Here is a 14,962-nt window from a genome sequence, read left to right as displayed (position 1 = left end):
GCGCAACTAATGGATCTTCTGTTGGACGGAGAGATGTTTTCAATTCGTAAAAAGACGTTGTCCATAACTGAACGTTTACTGTTCGATATTGAACAGTAATAACAGGTATAGAAACAATAACATACTGATAATTAGATTGTAATTAAAATGGCAAAGCAATTGTATTCTTTTATTTATAGAATAAAGACACAAATTTCATTTTTAATTATAAAAAAATAAGCGACATATGATCTTAAATGAAATCAAAATTGCATGGCGGAGCCTTTATAAGAACAAGGCTTTTTCCTTGTTAAATATATTTGGATTGATGTTAGGCTTTACTGGTTTTCTCTTATCCTATCAATATATTAATAGAGAAACAAATTATGATAAATGGAATCCGAATTATGATCAAATCTATTTGGTTGGACTAGCGGATAAAGGTGGTTTTTCGGATGAAACAAACGTCATGCTTGCTCCTTTACTAAAAGAAAGTCTACCAGAAATCGTAACCGCTGGTCGAAAAATCAATTATAATTTTGGGACTTATCCGCTATTTGGTGAAAATACGGTATTGGTTAAAAATGCTGCAGTGATAGATTCGGCAGCTGCACATATTTTTCAAGTAGAAAATAAGACGGGCAGCTTATACAGAAGTAAAATACAAAATGAAGCTACCTTAGTAAAGGAGACTGTTGCACAAAAAATATTCAAAAAAGGTGATCTAAATTTTGATACTCCCAAATCCATTCCTGTTTTAAGTTTACAGCTGGATCAACATGAATTTATTTATGGAATAAGTAAAGATAATGGTCTTTCTTTGATTGATCATGATCTACTTGTTATAAAGGAACCTGAGGATGTGTTTGCTGGCGAAAACCCTTTTTCATACCAAACATATATTCAGGTAAAAGATGGAACAAATATTCCTGAATTGGTTAAAAAAATCGATGCCCTCTACCAAGACAAAATCGCTTCAAAAGTACAACCTCCGACTTTGATGAAAGGTGAAATTTACTTAGATCCTTTATCTCATTTGCATTTAAGACCTAAAACGGGTAGCAATACCCCTTATCTGATGCTCTGGATAATCGGAAGTCTATCCATTATTATCCTGATTTTAGCTTCAGCTAATTTTGCCAATATGATCATTGCACAGGCTGATCGAAGAATCAAAGAACTGGCATTAAAAAAGATTTTAGGGAGTTCTCGTTGGGCTATCATTCGTCAATTACTTTTAGAGGTGTTTATACTCACCTTTATCGCGGCTGCCTGTAGCTTTATGATCCTGAATATAACAGGAAATATATTACAAAAATGGTTTAATGACGACTTGAAACAATATATATTAAATCAGGATACGCTATTATATCTGTCCATCGGAATCGTGGGTACAACCTGTTTATCCGGTATTTATCCTGCCTTTGTTCTATCGGGATTCAAATCTGTTCATTTGCTAAAAGGTAAACTTAATCACACTCAGGGCAAAAGTATGCTCCAAAGCAGTTTGTTGGTCTTTCAAATCAGTGTAGCATTACTTTTTATCAGCGGGATGATTGTCATACATAGTCAAATCAACTATATGCAAACCACGGATAAAGGATTCGAACCTGAGCAAGTCATCAATTTTAAGGGCTTGGGGATGTATTATGATAATAAATTGGATGGTACTTACCAAAACTTAAAGGAAAGGCTGGAGCAAGATCCCAGTATCTTATCAGTAGCTTCGGCTACAAATATACCTGGAGAGGCAGAGCTTCCACTAACAGTACAATTTAAACATAATCACAAGCAACTTGATCTGGAACATATCGGAATTGATAAAAATTATTTTAATACGTTGAATATAGCTATACTAAAAGGAGATATACCTATTTCAATCAAACAACTTCTTCAGGACTCATCGTCACACTATGCTGTGATCAATGAATCTGCAGCAGCATCCTTAAATGTAGATCAACCTATCGGGGCTCAGATAGCAGGCTGTGATGTGAATTTTCAAATCGTCGCGGTAGTAAAAGATACAAAAGCCTACGGCTTTGAGAATAATGTTAAACCGACTGTCTACTCTTATAAAAATGAATGTGGAACAGTCAGACCTCAGGGCACATTAATGGTAAAAGCGGTCAAAGGAAAAGTTGATCAGGCTATTGAGATCGTAAAAAAAGAATGGCAACAAAATCCATCGACAAAGTCACTGCCTCTTGAATATGCTTTTATGGATCAACAATATGCTTTGTTGCACAAAAAGCAAGAAGAAATGCAGACTGCTTTTAATAGCTTTACTTTTTTGGCGGTTATCATTGCCGCTCTTGGTCTTTTTAGTATGGCTGCTTATCAAGTAACCGTACGTAAAAAGGAAATGAGTGTACGCAAAGTTTTAGGTGCTTCTGTTAAGACGATTTTCATACAGCTGAATAAGCCCTTTTTTCAACTTTTTGTTATTGGTGGATTAGTCTCTATTCCACTGACTTATTTGATCCTTAATAAATGGTTGGAAAATTTCGCTTACCGAATTGAACTGCAATGGTGGTACTTCACGATTGCCCTGGCAATTATTTTCATTATCATTTGTATTTCCATCGGCTACCAAACTCTAAGAGCAGCAAAAGCAAACCCGATAGATAGTCTAAGAAATGAATAGGGTATACATGATGTCAGGTATTGACCTAAGTACCGACTGAAATCGCGATAAAACAAGAACTCATTAGTAAGTATATAAAAAATGCTTTTGGCATTGTTAACAATTAAAAATAACCAACAAAAAGATAGATAAAATGATACAGCTAAAGCACTTATTTAAATGGTATAATGTTGGAAGTACTCGCTCATTTGTACTTAAAGATGTGAGTCTAACTATTGAAGAGGGAGAATTTATTTCGATCATGGGACCATCAGGTTCTGGAAAATCAACGTTGTTGAACATCATCGGTATGCTGGATGCTCCAGATGAAGGTGAGTACTTCTTTCAGGGTGAAAATGTTTTGGATCTAAAACAAAAGAAAAGAACACAACTTTTTCAATCGCATATGGGATATGTCTTTCAATCTTATCATTTACTCGATGAGATGACCGTATATGAAAATATTGAAACACCATTGATCTATAAAAACAAATCTTCGTCTGAACGTAAATCTATCGTCAGCGATTTATTAGATCGTTTTAACATCGTAGGAAAAAAAGATTTATTTCCTTCACAATTATCTGGTGGACAGCAACAAATTGTAGGTATTGCTAGAGCTTTGGCAGGTTCTCCTTCTCTCCTATTGGCTGATGAACCCACTGGTAATCTAAACTCTAAACAGGGGGAAGAAATCATGGAGTTGTTTCAGCAGCTCAATGCCGAAGGAGTCACCATCATTCAGGTGACACACTCTGAAAAAAATGCCACTTATGGTAAGAGAACCATCCACATGCTGGATGGTCAATTAAAGTAATTTTTTAACCATATACCTAAATATATCCCTGCATATGCATCATTGGCATATCGCAGGGATTTTTATTAAATTTGTATATGGATGAAAAAGAATTACAGGCTTTGGTACACCTATTGGATGATCCGGATCAACTTATTGCTGAGGAAATCGAAAATAAGCTTTTAAGTTTAGGTCCTGATATCATTCCATCTCTTGAAGAATATTGGGAATCTGCATTTGATCCTTATATCCAGGAGCGTTTAGAAAAAATTATCCACGCGATACAATTTGATCAAACAAAGAGTGAACTTTTAGTTTGGAAAATGAGCAACTCATTTAACCTTCTAGAGGGCTTATTGATTATCAACAGCTACCAGTACCCATCTTATAATAATAATCTCATACGCATTACCATAGAGGAGTTAAAACGAGAGATATGGATGGAACTGCGCTATGAAATGACTCCTTACGAAAAGGTATCCTTGATAAATTATATTTTATTTGAAAAATTTGGTCTTTCAGGAAATACAAATGACTATCATAATCCTCAAAATTCGTTTATTGGAAGGGTGCTGGAATCCAAAAAGGGGAATCCTTTGACACTTTCTTGTATTTATAGCATCATTGCTCAAAAATTAGATATCCCGATTTTCGGCATTAATCTGCCTAAACATTTTATTTTATCTTATTTAGCTGAGAACCAAACTGAGGATCATTTATTGTTTTATATCAATGCCTTTAATAAGGGGCAAGTGATGCAAAAAGCCGATGTGATTTCATTTCTGAAACAGCTTAATCTTCCACTATCAAAAGAATTTATGATGCCTTGTGATAATGTAATGATACTAAAAAGAGTATTACGAAATCTGATCACTGCTTACGAACACAATGAAAGTGTCAGCAAGAAACAAGAAGTCGAAATACTCTTTAAACTCTTAGCGGAATAGGAAATTAGAAATCTTCTTCAGGTCCTCTTGCATCCAATGATAAGGCAACGGGTGTCAATGTATATTGTTTGATCTTATTTGGAGCTACATTACCTGTATCATTAATTAAGAAACGGGAAACAATTTTTGTATCTCCATCGGCTACATAAAGGTATTTTGCTCCATCGCGATTGTCTATCGCAACATCCAATGGTTTTACTAAACCAGTTGCGCTACCTGTAATAATACGTGTGGGTTCAATTGCACGATCACCTGTGGCCGATAATAACGAAGAAGCTTTTTCAAACAATAAGATCCGACCAACTTTTGCGTTTCCTTCAGTTCCTGCTGTATAACAGGCTACCGCCAATAAATCTTGGCGTGCCGAATAACTAAATCCTCTCACTTCACCCTGATTTGCGATCGTTAAAACCGCTTTTGGTGGAAATTGAGTTGCTGTTAAAACTGAATCTGCAGGAAGATTTTTTCTCAATATATCTCGAAATATGGCTATTCCTCTCTTCTCCCCTGTGACTGACATTAATAAATCGGCATTATCTTCGGTGTTCTTAAAAGCCATCGTCCAAGGAGTAAGTGTTCCTAAGGCTATTTCCTGAGATCTTTTAGCTTTTCCTCTGAAATTTCCAGGCTTTTGAAATAAGTAAATATGTGAAGGATTGGATCCAGCACCAAGATTAGAAACGTACAGATTTTCAGAACCCTTATTATAATGATAGGCTAAGCCCGTCACATTTCTCAATAAACCATTTGAAATTAAGCCTTTATAAGCAGGAGCTCCGGTCTTTGCATTTACAGACATGACTTGAATACTTGTATCATTTACCGAGCCAGCACCATTAGCACTGCTTTGAAAAATAAACTTTGCAATTGGACTAAAGGATATTGCAGCTCCGCCTTTTATTCCTGAATTATAGGATAAAGCGGGTTCAAAAGTTAAAGTATCGGCACGATCGATGATATCAATATTATTGTAGGGAGGCCGAGATTCGTCCAATTGAAATTCGGAAAAAGAGATATAAAGTCTGGAAACGGAAATCTTTGCCAATGCTGGTTCATCATCTTCTCGAACACAAGAAGTTAAACATGTTACAATCGCAAAAAAAAGAAGCGTAATATATACTGATAGTGATTTCATTTTTAATCTGATATAGGTACAAATCTACAAATATGCTCGAATATAAAGATAAAAAAAGAGAGATTCAGTGTGTGGCAATAAATTCTATTTCTCAAATATTTGTTAGTTCAGTACTTTTTGAGTAAAATTGCCAAACTTTTATCAGTAAAATAGCAATGGAAGAGAAGGAGTTCATCAGAGAAAAGTTAACATTACCTAATGAGGGCAAGAATTTGCTTTTACACTCATGCTGTGCACCCTGTGCTGGTGAAGTAATGGAGGCTTTAATCAGCTCGGATATCAAATTCACGATCTATTTCTACAATCCCAATATTCATCCTCGTAAAGAATATGATTTGCGGAAAGAGGAAAATATTCGTTTTGCAGAAAAACATCATATTCCTTTTATCGATGCCGACTACGATGTGGATCACTGGTTTGATTTGGCAAAAGGAATGGAAAACGAACCTGAGAAGGGTATTCGTTGTACGATGTGTTTTGATATGCGCTTTGAGAAAACAGCAGAATATGCTGCTGCAAATGGATTTGATGTGATTTCAAGTTCACTTGGAATCTCCCGTTGGAAAAACATGGATCAAATCAACGATTGTGGTGTTCGTGCTGCATCCCGTTACGAGGGTATGGATTATTGGACATTCAACTGGAGAAAAAAAGGTGGTGCCATTCGAATGTTAGAAATTTCTAAAAAAGAACGTTTCTATATGCAAGAATACTGTGGCTGTGCCTACTCGTTACGAGATACCAATCGATGGAGAATGGAGACTGGTAGAGAAAAAATAGAACTAGGTAAAAATTATTATGAATAACTGCTTGCTGAAAGGCATATAAATGAATCCAAATTGAAATATATTTTTAAAAAAAGTTTCAATTCTAACTTATTTATATATACCTTTGCAGGCTCAAATGCAAGATTGTGAAACATCTAAAACAATACAGAATACCGTTTTCGGGGCTAAATGCAGGGAAGCACAATTTTGAGTTTGAAATAAATAAAAAGTTCTTTGATTGTTTTGAGCATTCCATTGTTAAAGATGGTCATCTAACAGCAAATGTCGAATTACAGAAGCAAGAGAATCTGCTTATTCTGAATTTCACAATTGTTGGCGATATCCAATTGACATGCGATATTTGTTTAAGCGAGTTTCCATCGCCAATAACAGTAAAAGAACGGATATTAGTCAAATTCACAGCTGAAGACTGGACTGATAATACAGAAGAAGTATTGGTATTATCTAAAAGCGATCATGAGCTAGACCTGACTGAATTGTTATATGAATATATCAATTTAGCTGTCCCTTTGTTTACGAAATGTAGTGATCAAGGAAGAAATATTACTTGTGATCCTGAAATGTTAGCACATATATCTATTGAGCAACCAAAGGAAGATCAAGCAGAAGAAGAAAACATTGACCCACGTTGGGCCGCATTAAGAAATATTAAAAATAACTAAAACAGAAATACGAGATGGCACATCCAAAGCGTAAGACTTCTAAATCAAGAAGAGACAAAAGAAGAACACATTATAAAGCAGACAGACCTAGCTTAAGCATTTGTAAAGAAACTGGTGCAGTTCATTTACCACATCGTGCATACACTGTAGATGGTAATTTGTACTACAACGGTAAATTAATCATTGAAAATACAGCTGTTGTCTAACTTAGATCTTTCAGAACATAAAACATCCCAAAATGAGTATAATTTTCAAATTATACTTTAATTTGGGATGTTTTTTGCGTATTATTGACTTGAAAAATAATCACGAATGAAGATTGGTTTAGATATTTTAGGTGGCGATTATGCCCCTAAAGCAACAATATTAGGTGCTATAGAAGCTCAACAACTCTTATCAGAGGATCAAAAACTTGTTCTTTTTGGTGATGAGGAAGAGACGAAGATACTTATTGAGAAAGCGGGGGGTAATCCTTCAGACTTTGAATATATACATGCACCCGAGAATATCAGTATGGGTGAACACCCTACTAAAGCGATTACACAAAAACCCAATTCTAGTATAGCCAAAGGCTTTGAATTGCTAAAAAATGGGGAAATTGACTCTTTTGCATCTGCCGGCAATACTGGTGCGATGCTTGTCGGATCAATTTTTAGTGTAAAAACAGTACCCGGCGTACTAAGACCTGCTATCACGACAATTGTACCCAAATTAAAATCTGGTTTTGGATTACTGCTTGATGTCGGTGCTAATGCAGATTGTAAACCCGAAATGCTTAATCAATTTGCCATTTTGGGAAGTTTGTATTCGCAGCACATGTTTGGCATCCCTTCGCCAAAAGTGGGTTTATTAAACATCGGTGAAGAAGAAGAAAAAGGAAATATCCTAACCACAACCACCTATCCCCTTTTAAAAAGTAATGATCGCATTAACTTCATCGGAAATGCTGAAGGTCGAGATCTGTTTTCAGATATTGCTGACGTATATGTTTGTGATGGTTTCACAGGGAATGTTGTGTTAAAGCTAGCAGAATCATTTTACGTAGTAACTTTGAAAAAAGGATTCAAGGACGAATTCTTCGATCGATTCAACTACGAGCAATATGGAGGCAGTCCTGTTTTGGGAGTAAATGCTCCTGTTATAATAGGCCATGGAATTTCGACTCCTCAGGCTATTAAAAATATGGTTTTACAATCTAGAGATATGATCCAGTCAGATTTTATTGACAAAATCAGATCTGCTTTTAATTAAATTTTATGTCAAAAATTCATGCTGCAATTACAGCAGTGGGGGGATATGTACCTGATTATATCCTCACAAATAAAGAGCTGGAAACTATGGTTGAAACCAATGACGAGTGGATTGTATCTCGTACAGGTATCAAAGAACGTAGAATCTTAAAAGGAGAAGGTAAAGCGACTTCAGACCTTGCTGTACCTGCGGTACAACAATTATTGGAAAAAAGAGGAATAGCTGCCACAGATATTGATTTAATCATCTTCTGTACGAGTACTCCTGATATGCTTTTTCCAGCTACAGCCAATATCTTAGCAGATAAAATTGGGGCTAAAAATGCTTGGGGATATGACCTACAGGCTGCTTGCTCTGGATTTCTTTTTGGATTGACAACAGGTGTTCAATTTATTGAATCTGGAAAACACAAAAAAGTATTGGTAGTCGGTGCTGATAAAATGTCTTCGGTGGTAAATTACGAAGATCGTAATACTTGTATTTTATTTGGCGATGGTTGCGGTGTGGTATTATTGGAACCTAATACAGAAGGAATGGGTATTCAGGATAGTATCTTGAAAACTGATGGCTCTGGTGGCCAATATTTAAATATCAAAGGTGGTGGTTCATTAAACCCTGCATCGCATGCTACTGTAGACGCTGGTTTGCACTACGCTTATCAAGAGGGAAAAACAGTATTTAAATTTGCTGTTACGAATATGGCGAATGTGGCTGCTGAGGTTATGGAAAAAAATAATCTTAAGGCTTCAGATATTGCTTATTTAGTACCCCATCAAGCAAACAAGCGTATTATCGATGCGACTGCTGAACGTGCTGGTCTACCTGAAGAAAAGGTCATGATTAACATCCAGAAATACGGTAATACAACAAGTGCTACAATTCCTTTATGCTTATGGGAATGGGAAAGTAAATTGAAAAAAGGTGATAACCTGATTTTAGCGGCTTTCGGTGGTGGATTTACTTGGGGATCAATATACTTAAAATGGGCTTACTAACTACAAATATTATTTTGTAGCTTTGAAGGCTGTTTTAAGAATTTTAAAAATTAACACTAAAATATTTAACCTGCATAACTATGGGTATGGACATTAAACAAATTCAAGACTTGATTAAATTCGTTTCAAAATCAGGTGTGAATGAAGTAGCAATCGAAGAAAAAGATTTCAAAATTACGATAAAAACGAATCAGGAGCCTACATATGTAACAGCTTCGGTTCCAGTTGCAGCAGCACCAGTGGCTCCTCAACCTGCAGCCGTTGCTCCAGCAGCTGTTCCTGTCGCAGTTTCTGAGGAATCTAATTTTATCACTATCAAATCTCCAATGATCGGAACTTTTTACCGTTCGGCGGGACCAGGTAAGCCATCATTTGTAAATGCTGGTGATGAAATCAATACTGGTAATGTATTGTGTATTATTGAAGCAATGAAATTATTCAATGAAATTGAATCTGAAGTTTCAGGTAAAATTGTTAAAATATTGGTAGAAGATGCTCAACCAGTTGAGTTCGATCAACCATTATTCTTGGTAGATCCTAGATAAACAGTCGTCAATATTTTTATTGTCGATCCACATGAGCACACAGTAACTGTGCACTCATACCTCAAAACTTACAGAAAATACAATGTTTAAAAAAATATTAATAGCTAATAGAGGAGAAATCGCTTTACGCATTATTCGCACTTGCCGCGAAATGGGTATTAAAAGTGTAGCTGTTTATTCAACAGCTGATAAAGATAGTTTACACGTTCGTTTTGCGGATGAAGCTGTTTGTATCGGTCCTCCTGCCAGTAAAGATTCTTACTTAAACATCCCCAATATTATCTCGGCTGCAGAATTAACAAATGCAGATGCGATACACCCTGGATATGGTTTCTTAGCAGAAAATGCGCGTTTTTCAGCGATATGTGCACAGTATGGTATCAAATTTATTGGTCCAACTTCGGAACAAATTGAGAAAATGGGCGATAAATCACAAGCAAAAGCAACCATGAAGGAAGCTGGTGTACCTACGGTGCCTGGTTCAGATGGTCTTTTAAGCTCATTGCAAGAAGGTATTAAACTTGCTAAAGAAATCGGTTACCCTATTATCATTAAAGCTACGGCTGGTGGTGGCGGTAAGGGTATGCGTATTATATGGAAAGAAGAAGAATTTGAACATGCTTGGGATTCTGCTCGTCAGGAATCGGCTGCTGCTTTCGGTAACGACGGTATGTATTTAGAGAAATATGTAGAAGAGCCAAGACATATTGAAATTCAAGTAGTAGGTGATCAATATGGTACTGTGTGCCATTTATCGGAAAGAGATTGTTCTATTCAACGTCGTCACCAAAAATTATTGGAAGAGGCTCCTTCTCCTTTCATAACACCTGAGCTACGTCAGAAAATGGGCGAAGCTGCAATCAAAGGCGCTAAGGCTGTTAACTATGAAGGTGCAGGTACGGTGGAGTTTTTAGTTGATAAAAATCGTAACTTCTACTTCATGGAAATGAATACACGTATTCAGGTGGAGCACCCGGTAACGGAAGAAGTCATTAATTTTGATCTGATCAAAGAACAGATCAAAGTCGCTGCCGGCATTCCGATTTCTGGTAAAAACTACGAACCTACGATGCATGCGATCGAATGTCGTATCAATGCTGAAGATCCATTTAACAACTTCCGCCCGTCACCAGGAAAGATAACTAATTTTCATTCACCTGGGGGGCATGGGGTACGTATCGATACGCACGTATATGCTGGTTACACGATTCCTCCATATTATGACTCGATGATTGCTAAGGTAATCTGTGTGGCGCAAACACGTGAAGAAGCTATCTCGACAATGGAAAGAGCTTTAAGCGAATTCGTTATCGAAGGTATTAAAACTACAATCCCTCTTCATTTGCGATTAATGCGTGATCCAAACTTCAGAGCAGGTAACTTTACAACTAAGTTTATGGAAAGTTTTGACCTTTCAGAAGATCATATATAATAAAATTATCTTTACATAGATAAAAAATACCATTCTTTTCAATAAGAATGGTATTTTTGTTTACAAACAATTTTTATGAGTACTACAGAACGGAAAAGCCTAGTCGAATCTATAAAAGATAAAGGAAAAAATTTAGAAGCAGAAATGTCATTCTTTGATCATCTCGAAGTACTGAGATGGCATTTGGTGCGTTCGGTGATTGCGATTTGTATTTTTGCAGGTTTATCATTTACTTTCTATGATTTCGTTTTCAACGAGATCATCATGGGACCCAAAAATTTGAATTTCTGGACATACAGAATGATGTGTATCGTTGGGAACAAGTTTAATATTGATGGGTTCTGTGTGGAACATATTCCGTTCAATATTATCAATACCGAATTAGCGGGACAGTTTATGTTGCAAATCAACTCTTGTTTGCTCATGTCTTTATTAATGGGATTTCCTTATATTTTATTTGAAATTTGGCTTTTTATTAAACCTGCACTAACAGATATCGAACGAAGATCGGCTCGCGGATTTGTCTTTTATGCAACCTTATTGTTTGTATTAGGGGTTTTATTTGGATACTACGTCGTGGTGCCTTTATCGGTCAATTTCTTAGCTAATATTTCTTTAAGTATTGAAATCACCAATCAGATTACTATAGACTCTTATCTATCAACAATAGCGACTTTATCATTAGGTTGTGGTATTGTATTCTTACTACCAATATTGATCTTTATTCTTTCAAAATTAGGTATTATGACTCCAGAGTTTATGCGCGCTAGTAGAAGATATGCAACTGTAATTATTTTGGTTGTTGCAGCGATCATCACTCCTACTGCTGATGTCATCACGATGTTGACCGTGGCTACTCCGATGTTCCTTCTATACGAAATTAGTATCTTAGTATCGGCTAAGGTGAAAAAACAAAAATTAGCACAAGAAAAAAACAATATATAATGAGTACGTTAAAAACAATTGCAATAGGAAGTGATCATGCAGGTTTTGAATACAAAACAGCTATCGTAGCTTTATTAAAAGAATTAGGTTACGAAGTAAATGATTTTGGACCATACAACAGCGACTCGGTTGATTATCCAGATTACGCTCATCCTGTCGCAAGTGAAGTTGAGGATAAAAAAGCAGAATTAGGTGTATTGATTTGTGGCAGCGCCAATGGCGTAGCTATTACAGCAAACAAACATCAGGGGATACGTGCTGCAATCGCTTGGTTGGAAGAAATTGCAGCTTTAGCACGTCAACATAACGATGCAAATGTAATATGTATACCCGCTCGATTTATCGACCTAGATCTTGCTAAATCAATCGTAAAAACATTTGTGACAACTGATTTTGAAGGTGGCAGACATGCAACTCGAGTTAATAAAATGGCCTGTGGTTGTTAATTTAACATAATTTAATAAGCGGGGAAGAGGTACATATACTTTTTCTCCGTTTTTTTTGTTCTATTTGTTCTAAATGAAAAAACAATGAAAAAATTATTTAGTTTAATTTGTCTTATTTCTTCTATCTATAGCTGTGCCGTAGCCCAAAACCCAGCGGCCAAGTATGCTAACTTGATTACTGAAGAATCGTCAAAAAAACATCTTACCATTCTAGCATCGGTAGATTTTGAGGGACGTGGCACGGGTCAAAAAGGTGGCAGGCTGGCTACTGAATACATTGCAAATGAATTTAAAAAATTGGGATTAAGTGCACCGGTTGATGGTAAATATTTTCAACCTGTGAGTTTATTGAAAAATAGTTATCAAGTTAAAAATTTCAAAATTGATGGACGCCCTTTTGTTAATGGACAAGATCTACTGGCATTGGGTAATAATGAACTAAAATCCATCAATGATAATGAAATTATTTTCATTGGTTATGGCATCGATGACCCTAAATATTCGGATATTAAAGGACTTGATCTGAAAGATAAGGTCGTACTGCTACTTAATGACAAAGAACCTGTTGATGAAAAGGGGAAATCTGTCATTACTGGAACATCTAAACTATCAGAATGGTCCACCGTCCGCAATAAGAAAATCAGAGAGATTTTGAAACATAAGCCTAAATTAGTATTAGCGTATACAGAGGATCTTGGCACATGGTTAGAAAATGCTGGTGATCGTGCTACTGAAGGTCGCTTCAATTTAGCTCAGGATCAAGCCGCTCCTGAAACCAATCCAATGCCAATCGTAGTCAATATTACAGACCATGTAGCAAATTATATTCTGAATCAAGGAAAAACTAGCCTTGCAAATATCACGGCTAAAATAAATCGCAATCAAAAACCACAATCTTTTGCAATCAAGACAGTTATTAATACGCAATTGGGTATAGTAACAGAACAATTCACAGATCCAAATGTATTGGGTCTGCTTGAAGGATCTGATCTAAAAGATGAAATCATTGTGATTGGTGGACATTATGATCACGATGGTAAGAGTGCCAATGGTACAATCTTCCCAGGAGCCGATGACAATGCGTCTGGTACTACTGCAGTGTTGGAACTGGCGAGAGCTTTTAGCCAAGCGAAAGCTGAAGGTAATGGTCCTCGAAGAAGTATATTATTCATCACTTATGCTGCCGAAGAAAAAGGATTATTAGGATCTAAGTATTATACTGAAAATCCAATTTTTCCACTGAGCAATACGGTTACCTGTATTAATATTGATATGATCGGCCGTATTGATAATAAACATTTAAATGGTAATCATAACTATATACATGCTATTGGAGCAGATAAATTAAGCTCAGAATTGGCTACCATCAATAAAGAAGCGAATGCTAAGTCTAGCCAGTTGGAACTGGATTTTATGTATGATGATCCTCAAGATCCTATGCGATTATATTATCGTTCGGACCATTATAATTTCGCAAAGAAAGGTATACCTTCTATTTTTTACTTCTCTGGCTTACACCCTCATTATCACACGCCGGATGATACTGTGGATAAAATTAATTTCCCTATTATGGTTAAAAGAGAGAAGTTTATTTTTCAAACTGCATGGGATGTTGCAAATCGTGATAAAAAACCTGCGGTAGATAGTCAAAAAGAATAGTCTTAAAATACGATAACATTTGAAAGTGGCTCCGAAGGAGGCCACTTTTTTTATGGCTAATATTATTTATTTGATGTACTATGGCGTTAGCGTGCACGTATCGATCTTGACTACCAGTTGACAGCCCCCTGAACTAATCATTTAATTGTATATTGAAGATATCATCTGTAAATCACCTCTTTAATAGTACCTCTTATGCATAGCTGTTTGGTCAACCACGAGCAAAATACCGACGAGTTGTTAAAAATAAGTTAATTAATAACCTTTACATAAAAAATCAATTATCTTAGAGAGCAATAAACCAACCTTTACCCTAAGATCAATTATGAAGCTATATCTAATCGTATTGCTATGCTTATTTTTTAATTATGCCTTTTCCCAAAATTCTGGAAGTTTGAGTGGTACTGTCGTTGATCAAGACAATAAACCTCTTGAAAAGGCTACCGTTTCTATTCTGATACAACAAGATTCAGCTGTACTCTCTTATTCTTTAAGCAATGGGAAGGGGGAATTCAACTTTGTTAAGCTTCCTGCGAATAAAAAATTGATCTTATACATTTCTCATATCAACAGCAATAACCATCATCAAGATATTGTATTGGCTGTTGAAGAAAAAAACAATTAGATACAATCAAACTTGGAGGTAAGCTTTTAGATGAAGTGGTCATATCAGTAGCTCCCCCTGTTCGGATGAATAAAGATACTCTTGAATACAATACTGATTTTTTAAAACAAGACCAAATGCTAACACCGAAGAACTTT

The 14,962-nt window shown here is 36.0% G+C and carries 15 protein-coding genes; 14 read left to right on the top strand and 1 reads right to left on the bottom strand.

The window, feature by feature from the left end:
- Positions 1 to 226 precede the first annotated feature (226 nt).
- The 3 genes from AC06G9_RS03395 (at position 227) to AC06G9_RS03385 (ending at position 4,342) form a co-directional block, all read left to right on the top strand.
- Entirely contained in the window at positions 227 to 2,623 is a 2,397-nt protein-coding gene (locus AC06G9_RS03395) for an FtsX-like permease family protein (protein ID WP_480957512.1), read from the top strand.
- Positions 2,624 to 2,756: 133 nt separating this feature from the next.
- A complete protein-coding gene (locus AC06G9_RS03390) occupies positions 2,757 to 3,416 on the top strand; it encodes an ABC transporter ATP-binding protein (protein WP_293925536.1) in 660 nt (219 codons plus the stop codon).
- Between the two features lie 77 nt (positions 3,417 to 3,493).
- Positions 3,494 to 4,342: a transglutaminase-like domain-containing protein gene (locus tag AC06G9_RS03385; RefSeq protein ID WP_094772116.1), complete on the top strand. Its 849-nt coding sequence runs from the start codon at positions 3,494 to 3,496 to the stop codon at positions 4,340 to 4,342.
- Positions 4,343 to 4,346: 4 nt separating this feature from the next.
- On the opposite strand, the gene AC06G9_RS03380 is transcribed toward AC06G9_RS03385, so the two are convergent.
- A complete protein-coding gene (locus AC06G9_RS03380) occupies positions 4,347 to 5,477 on the bottom strand; it encodes a hypothetical protein (protein WP_094772117.1) in 1,131 nt (376 codons plus the stop codon).
- Positions 5,478 to 5,632: 155 nt separating this feature from the next.
- Between AC06G9_RS03380 and AC06G9_RS03375 the strand changes: the two genes are divergently transcribed.
- The 11 genes from AC06G9_RS03375 (at position 5,633) to AC06G9_RS03325 (ending at position 14,825) form a co-directional block, all read left to right on the top strand.
- Positions 5,633 to 6,283 carry an epoxyqueuosine reductase QueH gene (locus AC06G9_RS03375; RefSeq protein ID WP_045755113.1) on the top strand — a complete coding sequence of 217 codons (651 nt, stop codon included), beginning with the start codon at positions 5,633 to 5,635 and terminating at the stop codon, positions 6,281 to 6,283.
- 107 nt (positions 6,284 to 6,390) lie between these two features.
- Positions 6,391 to 6,927 (top strand): YceD family protein, encoded by a 537-nt coding sequence (locus tag AC06G9_RS03370; RefSeq protein WP_045755112.1) that lies wholly within the window; start codon positions 6,391 to 6,393, stop codon positions 6,925 to 6,927.
- Positions 6,928 to 6,941: 14 nt separating this feature from the next.
- Positions 6,942 to 7,133 carry a 50S ribosomal protein L32 gene (gene rpmF, locus AC06G9_RS03365; protein ID WP_021192035.1) on the top strand — a complete coding sequence of 64 codons (192 nt, stop codon included), beginning with the start codon at positions 6,942 to 6,944 and terminating at the stop codon, positions 7,131 to 7,133.
- Positions 7,134 to 7,239: 106 nt separating this feature from the next.
- A complete protein-coding gene (gene plsX, locus AC06G9_RS03360) occupies positions 7,240 to 8,178 on the top strand; it encodes a phosphate acyltransferase PlsX (RefSeq protein ID WP_094772118.1) in 939 nt (312 codons plus the stop codon).
- A gap of 5 nt (positions 8,179 to 8,183) precedes the next feature.
- Complete coding sequence (locus AC06G9_RS03355; RefSeq protein ID WP_045755110.1) at positions 8,184 to 9,173, top strand: beta-ketoacyl-ACP synthase III; 990 nt, start codon at positions 8,184 to 8,186, stop codon at positions 9,171 to 9,173.
- An 80-nt stretch (positions 9,174 to 9,253) separates the two neighbouring features.
- Entirely contained in the window at positions 9,254 to 9,718 is a 465-nt protein-coding gene (gene accB, locus AC06G9_RS03350; protein ID WP_094772119.1) for an acetyl-CoA carboxylase biotin carboxyl carrier protein, read from the top strand.
- 82 nt (positions 9,719 to 9,800) lie between these two features.
- On the top strand, positions 9,801 to 11,150 hold the full coding sequence (accC, locus tag AC06G9_RS03345) for an acetyl-CoA carboxylase biotin carboxylase subunit (RefSeq protein WP_045755108.1): 1,350 nt from the start codon (positions 9,801 to 9,803) through the stop codon (positions 11,148 to 11,150).
- Between the two features lie 75 nt (positions 11,151 to 11,225).
- Positions 11,226 to 12,095, top strand: a complete 870-nt coding sequence (gene tatC, locus AC06G9_RS03340; RefSeq protein ID WP_045755107.1) for a twin-arginine translocase subunit TatC — start codon at positions 11,226 to 11,228, stop codon at positions 12,093 to 12,095.
- Complete coding sequence (gene rpiB / locus AC06G9_RS03335; protein ID WP_293925538.1) at positions 12,095 to 12,541, top strand: ribose 5-phosphate isomerase B; 447 nt, start codon at positions 12,095 to 12,097, stop codon at positions 12,539 to 12,541. Before tatC ends, rpiB begins: the two co-directional genes overlap by 1 nt.
- Positions 12,542 to 12,625: 84 nt before the next feature.
- Positions 12,626 to 14,200 carry a M28 family peptidase gene (locus AC06G9_RS03330; protein WP_346570245.1) on the top strand — a complete coding sequence of 525 codons (1,575 nt, stop codon included), beginning with the start codon at positions 12,626 to 12,628 and terminating at the stop codon, positions 14,198 to 14,200.
- A 325-nt stretch (positions 14,201 to 14,525) separates the two neighbouring features.
- Positions 14,526 to 14,825: a carboxypeptidase-like regulatory domain-containing protein gene (locus AC06G9_RS03325; RefSeq protein ID WP_480957511.1), complete on the top strand. Its 300-nt coding sequence runs from the start codon at positions 14,526 to 14,528 to the stop codon at positions 14,823 to 14,825.
- Positions 14,826 to 14,962: the final 137 nt, after the last annotated feature.

The organism is Sphingobacterium sp. MAE, from assembly GCF_056711605.1.
Note: the sequence above shows the minus strand (reverse complement) of the source record. Positions and strands in the feature narration are given on the sequence as shown.

Coding starts and splice junctions, on each gene's coding strand:
- AC06G9_RS03395 (WP_480957512.1), top strand. CDS start 227: ATGATCTTAAATGAAATCAAAATTGCATGGCGGAGCCTTTATAAGAAC.
- AC06G9_RS03390 (WP_293925536.1), top strand. CDS start 2,757: ATGATACAGCTAAAGCACTTATTTAAATGGTATAATGTTGGAAGTACT.
- AC06G9_RS03385 (WP_094772116.1), top strand. CDS start 3,494: ATGGATGAAAAAGAATTACAGGCTTTGGTACACCTATTGGATGATCCG.
- AC06G9_RS03380 (WP_094772117.1), bottom strand. CDS start 5,477: ATGAAATCACTATCAGTATATATTACGCTTCTTTTTTTTGCGATTGTA.
- AC06G9_RS03375 (WP_045755113.1), top strand. CDS start 5,633: ATGGAAGAGAAGGAGTTCATCAGAGAAAAGTTAACATTACCTAATGAG.
- rpmF (WP_021192035.1), top strand. CDS start 6,942: ATGGCACATCCAAAGCGTAAGACTTCTAAATCAAGAAGAGACAAAAGA.
- plsX (WP_094772118.1), top strand. CDS start 7,240: ATGAAGATTGGTTTAGATATTTTAGGTGGCGATTATGCCCCTAAAGCA.
- AC06G9_RS03355 (WP_045755110.1), top strand. CDS start 8,184: ATGTCAAAAATTCATGCTGCAATTACAGCAGTGGGGGGATATGTACCT.
- accB (WP_094772119.1), top strand. CDS start 9,254: ATGGGTATGGACATTAAACAAATTCAAGACTTGATTAAATTCGTTTCA.
- accC (WP_045755108.1), top strand. CDS start 9,801: ATGTTTAAAAAAATATTAATAGCTAATAGAGGAGAAATCGCTTTACGC.
- tatC (WP_045755107.1), top strand. CDS start 11,226: ATGAGTACTACAGAACGGAAAAGCCTAGTCGAATCTATAAAAGATAAA.
- rpiB (WP_293925538.1), top strand. CDS start 12,095: ATGAGTACGTTAAAAACAATTGCAATAGGAAGTGATCATGCAGGTTTT.
- AC06G9_RS03330 (WP_346570245.1), top strand. CDS start 12,626: ATGAAAAAATTATTTAGTTTAATTTGTCTTATTTCTTCTATCTATAGC.
- AC06G9_RS03325 (WP_480957511.1), top strand. CDS start 14,526: ATGAAGCTATATCTAATCGTATTGCTATGCTTATTTTTTAATTATGCC.